The organism is Streptomyces sp. WG7 (genome assembly GCF_049975785.1).
In the GTDB taxonomy this organism is placed as follows: Bacteria; Actinomycetota; Actinomycetes; order Streptomycetales; family Streptomycetaceae; genus Streptomyces.
Genome location: NZ_JBNGGE010000109.1, coordinates 1 through 4491, shown reverse-complemented (window position 1 = coordinate 4491; position 4491 = coordinate 1). Strand labels below are relative to the sequence as shown.

The following is a 4491-nucleotide window of genomic DNA, read 5'->3' as shown; positions in this document are numbered from 1 at the left end:
GCGGGCAATGTGTTCTTGGACGCTCTGGTGCAGTGGCGTCGGCAGGCGGGCCTGCCGGGTGTGTCGATGGCCTGGGGGGCGTGGACGACGGAGGTCGGGCTGACCGGCACCCTGCGGGATGCCGACATGCGGCGGATCAAGCGAATGGGGATGCCCCCTCTGTCGGTCGACCAGGGTCTGGCCCTGTTCGATCAAGCTCTGCACACCGGCGAGGCGGTCGTGGGGCTGACGCGCCTCGATCCCTCGGTACTGCGCACTCCGGAGGGACTGCCGCCTATGCTGCGGTCGCTCGCCCGCGGTGTGGTCCGTCCGCTCGCCAGGGATGACCGCCAGGACCCGGATGGCTTCGCCCGGCGGTGGGCGGCGATCCCGGGTGGGGAGCGCCCCGGTTTCCTGCAGGATCTGGTCCGCGGGCATGTCGCCGCCGCATTGGGACACGCATCGCCCGACCACATCGACAGCAGCCGGCCATTCCGTGAGCTGGGCTTCGACTCACTCACCTCGTTGGAACTTCGCAACCGGCTCGCTACCGTGACCGGGCTCAAGCTGCCGGCCAGCTTGGTGTTCGACTACCCGGCCATCACCGACGTGGCAGACTACCTAGGGACCGCGCTCGCGCAGTCGCCGACGGCCGCGAAGCCCGATGCGGCGGCATCGGCCGCGGGATCGGCGGGGGCTCCGACGGCGCACCGGCAGGACATCGTCGGCAAGCTGTACTTCCGCGCGGTCGAGAACCGGCAAGTGGGGGCAGCGCACGAGTTCGCAAAGAGCGGTGCGATGCTGAGGCCCAAGTTCGAGACCGCCGACCAACTGGCCAAGCCGCCCGCGCTGGTCAGGCTCTCGCCCGGGGACACTGGATCGCATCTCATCTGCATCTGTCCGCCTGTACCTCTGCCTCTGACCGGCCCGGACGTGTACTTGCGGTTTGCGGCCGAGTTCGCCGGCATGCGACGGGTCTCGGCGGTCATGCCGCCCGGGTTCGACGTGGGCGATGACCTGCCCGCGACCAGTGAGATCCTGATGGAGGTCATGGCGACCGCGATCATGGACTACGTCGGGGACGAGCCCTTCTCCCTGGCAGGCGCCTCGTCCGGCGGTGTACTCGCGTACGAAGTGGCCAAGGAACTGGAGCGGCGGGGAGCGGCCCCGACCGGTGTCGCGCTGCTGGACTCGTACCGGATGAACGACCAGGTCATCAGGAAGTGGGAAAACGACCTGGCCGGCCGGTCGTTCACCGGCATCGACTCCGGGGGTATCGGGTTCGAGGAGCTCACGGCCTTCGCCTGGATCTGCGGGAGTCTGCTCATCGACTGGGAGCCGGGTGGTCTCGCCGCCCCCGCCCTGCTCGTGCGGGCCACGGACCCGATCGTCCAGGAGGAGGGGGTGAACTGGCAGACGAGTCTCACGGCGATGTCCGCCGTCGTCGACGTCCCCGGCGACCACTTCACCATTCTGGAGAGCGAGCACGTGCCGTTCGTGGCCGAGGTCGTCCATGAGTGGCTGACGGAAACCGAGCAGCAGGGGTGACCAAAACCCCTCCGGGCGGCGATGATCACCGCCGCCCGGAGGGGCGCCACTACTTCGCGTACCGCTGGGGAGCCGCCGTAACGTCCCTCACTCGGGCAGCGTTCGTTGACCCGGCCGGATGCGAAGGCGAAGCCGGCCCCGGATCTGATCGGCCGCGACTTCCGTGCCGAGCGCCCCGGGACCAAGCTGGTCGGCGACATCACCTACCTGCCCACCGCCGAGGGCTGGCTCTACCTCGCCTGCTGGCTGGACCTGGCCACCCGCGAGGTCATCGGCTACGCCATGGCCGACCACCACCGCGCCGAGCTCGTCGTCGACGCTCTCGACATGGCCCACGGCCGGGGCGGACTGGAGTCCGGCTGCATTGTTCACAGCGATCGCGGCAGTGAATACACGTCGACCCAGTTCCGGGAACGAATAGGGAAGTTGGGGCTGCGGCAGAGCTGCGGACGCACCGGATCATGCTTCGACAACGCTGCCGCGGAGAGCTTCTGGGCCCTGCTCAAGGAGGAGATCGGCACCCGCACCTGCCCGACCGGGCCACCGCCCGCGCCGAGGTCTTCTCCTTCATTGAGACCTTCTACAACCGCCGCCGCCTGCGCAAGCACCGGACTTTCGGCTACCTCACCCCGGCCGAGACCAGGCAGCAGCAGCACGCCCTCGCGGCATAACCATTACGTGTCCGAGATCACGGAGAAACTTCACCTTGGCCCGCCCATGGCGGGGCCTCGCCACCCGCTATGGCAAGGACCCCGCCAACTACCAAGCCGGCCTCGAACTCCGCGCGGCGCTTCTCTGGATCCGCAGCCTCCAGAAGCACTCAATGATCACAACATCAGACAGGCCCTAGTCGTCCAGGACCTGCCGGACGACTACCTGGAACGGGGCCTGGCGGACAAGTTCGTCGAGTCATGATCCGCTGACGCCTTCGCGGGTCGTTGTCAGGCGCGTGAGTTCGGGACCCGGCGCAGTGGGCGCCGGTCTGCCGCATGGCCAAGTCACGGTTCACCGCCCCACGACCCGGGAGATGGCCAGGCCCGCCGTCCGCAGCGCCGTCCGAACGGCGGCGGCCTGGGTTGCGGCCTCGCCGGGGGCGACCAGGGACAGCGCGCCCAGCGCGTCACCGTGGCGGTCCAGGATCGGGGCGGCGACGGTTGACATGGTGGTGGGCCCGGAACGCAGGGGGTTGGGCACCGTCATGGCACAGACGCCCTCCGTGCGGACGGCGGCCATGAGCCGGCGCAGGAGCGCCGCGTCGTTCGCGTCGGCCAGCGCCTCCTCCCGCACCCGCTCGGGGGCGTACGCCAGCAGGGCGATGCCGATGCCGGTCCCGGTGAGGGGGAGGCGACCGCCGACCCTGTACTTGACCGCTGCCGAGTCCCGTGCGGACAGGCGCTCGACGAGAACGGCCTCGTCGCCGTCGCGCACTGCGAGGAGGATGTGCTGGCCGGTGACCCGGTGCAGGTCCTCCATGAACGGCAGCGCGGCGGCGCGCAGTCCGTGACCGCGGGGCGCCAGCGAGGCGATCTCGAGGAGCTGCAGGCCGACGACGAAATCGCCGTTGTCGCGGCGTTCGAGGGCGCCCACACCCGTCAGCTGGGCCGCGATCCGGGACGTGGTGCTCTTCGGAAGCCCCGCCCGAGCCGCGAGCGTGTGGAGGGTCAGGCCCTCCCCGGCCTCCGCGAAGGCGCCCAGGACCCTGAAGGCCCGCTCCAGGATCGGTTCGCCGCGGGGCGGCCGTCCCGAGCGAGGGGTCTGTACTGGCGTTCCACTCATCGGAATCGTCGGTGCGCGTCGGCGGCCATGGTCCAAATACTAGCTCCGTGACTCGCCCACCCGATGACCGGTGGATGCCGGTGCTGGTCGGGTTCGGGCTCAAAAACCAAGGAGACAGCAATGATGGCCGATCCCGCGCTGCGCGACGTCTACGTCCCGCACGCCTATCCCGAACAGCAGGCCGACCTCGGTGAGATCACCATGAACTACGCTGAGGCCGGTGATCCGGACAAGCCCGCCGTGCTGCTGATCCCCGAGCAGACGGGCTCCTGGTGGGGGTACGAGGAGACGATGGGCCTCCTCGCGGAGGACTTCCACGTCTACGCCGTCGACTTGCGGGGCCAGGGGCGCAGCAGCTGGACGCCGAAGCGGTACAGCCTCGACAACTTCGGCAACGACCTGGTCCGGTTCATCGCCCTAGTGGTGCAGCGACCCGTCGTCGTCGCGGGCAACTCCTCCGGCGGCGTCCTTGCGGCCTGGCTGTCGGCGTACGCCATGCCTGGGCAGATCCGGGGTGCGCTGTGCGAGGACGCCCCGTTTTTCGCGTCCGAACTCGTCCCCATGTACGGCCACTCGGTCCGCCAGGGGGCGGGCCCCCTGTTCGAACTCTTCCGCACGTACCTCGGCGACCAGTGGAGCGTGGGCGACTGGGAGGGCTACCGCCGCGCGGCCGGCGCCGCGTCGTCGCCGATGGCGCGGCACTTCGTGGCAGACGAGATCCCGCAGCACATGAAAGAGTACGACCCGGAGTGGGCGCGGGCCTTCTGGGAGGGGACCGTCGGACTGAACTGCCCGCACGAGCGCATGCTGAGCCAGGTCAAGACGCCGGTACTCCTCACGCACCACACGCGCGGCATCGACCCGGAGACCGGCGACCGGCTCGGGGCGCTCTCCGACGAGCAGGCCGCGCAGGCCAGGCGGTTGATGGAGTCAGCGGGGGTGAAGGTCGACTACGAGTCGGTGCCGGACGCGTTGCACGTGATGCACCAGCTCGACCCGGCGCGGTACGTGAAGATCTTCACCCAGTGGGCGGCCACGCTGGCTGAGTGACCGGTGGCCGCGCCGGACGCGTCTACCAGGGTCCGTCTTCAAAGATCATCAGGTTCGTGGTTCATGGCGGCGTGATACGTCGCCATGAACTCACCGATCGGGAGTGGGAGTTACTCGCTCCACTCGTACCGCGGGCCG

Annotated in this window: 4 protein-coding genes; 3 read left to right on the top strand and 1 reads right to left on the bottom strand. The window is 69.4% G+C overall.

What is annotated here, in order from left to right; translation table 11 throughout:
• Window positions 1–1527, top strand: a 1527-nt coding sequence (locus ACP4J0_RS38190) for a thioesterase domain-containing protein (protein ID WP_426604002.1), incomplete at its 5' end; no start/stop codon positions are given.
• Window positions 1528–1632: 105 nt separating this feature from the next.
• Entirely contained in the window at window positions 1633–2442 is an 810-nt protein-coding gene (locus ACP4J0_RS38185) for an IS3 family transposase (protein WP_426604000.1), read from the top strand.
• Window positions 2443–2532: 90 nt separating this feature from the next.
• Here the strand turns inward: ACP4J0_RS38185 and ACP4J0_RS38180 are convergent, their stop codons facing one another.
• Window positions 2533–3303 (bottom strand): IclR family transcriptional regulator, encoded by a 771-nt coding sequence (locus tag ACP4J0_RS38180; protein WP_426603998.1) that lies wholly within the window; start codon window positions 3301–3303, stop codon window positions 2533–2535.
• 120 nt (window positions 3304–3423) lie between these two features.
• Between ACP4J0_RS38180 and ACP4J0_RS38175 the strand changes: the two genes are divergently transcribed.
• The gene (locus ACP4J0_RS38175; protein WP_426603996.1) at window positions 3424–4353 is read left to right on the top strand and encodes an alpha/beta fold hydrolase; all 930 of its coding nucleotides are present in this window, start codon (window positions 3424–3426) and stop codon (window positions 4351–4353) included.
• Window positions 4354–4491: the final 138 nt, after the last annotated feature.

What these genes read in the sequence shown, in the direction of transcription:
- ACP4J0_RS38180 (WP_426603998.1), bottom strand. Translation starts at nt 3,303, where the DNA reads ATGAGTGGAACGCCAGTACAGACCCCTCGCTCGGGACGGCCGCCCCGC.
- ACP4J0_RS38175 (WP_426603996.1), top strand. Translation starts at nt 3,424, where the DNA reads ATGATGGCCGATCCCGCGCTGCGCGACGTCTACGTCCCGCACGCCTAT.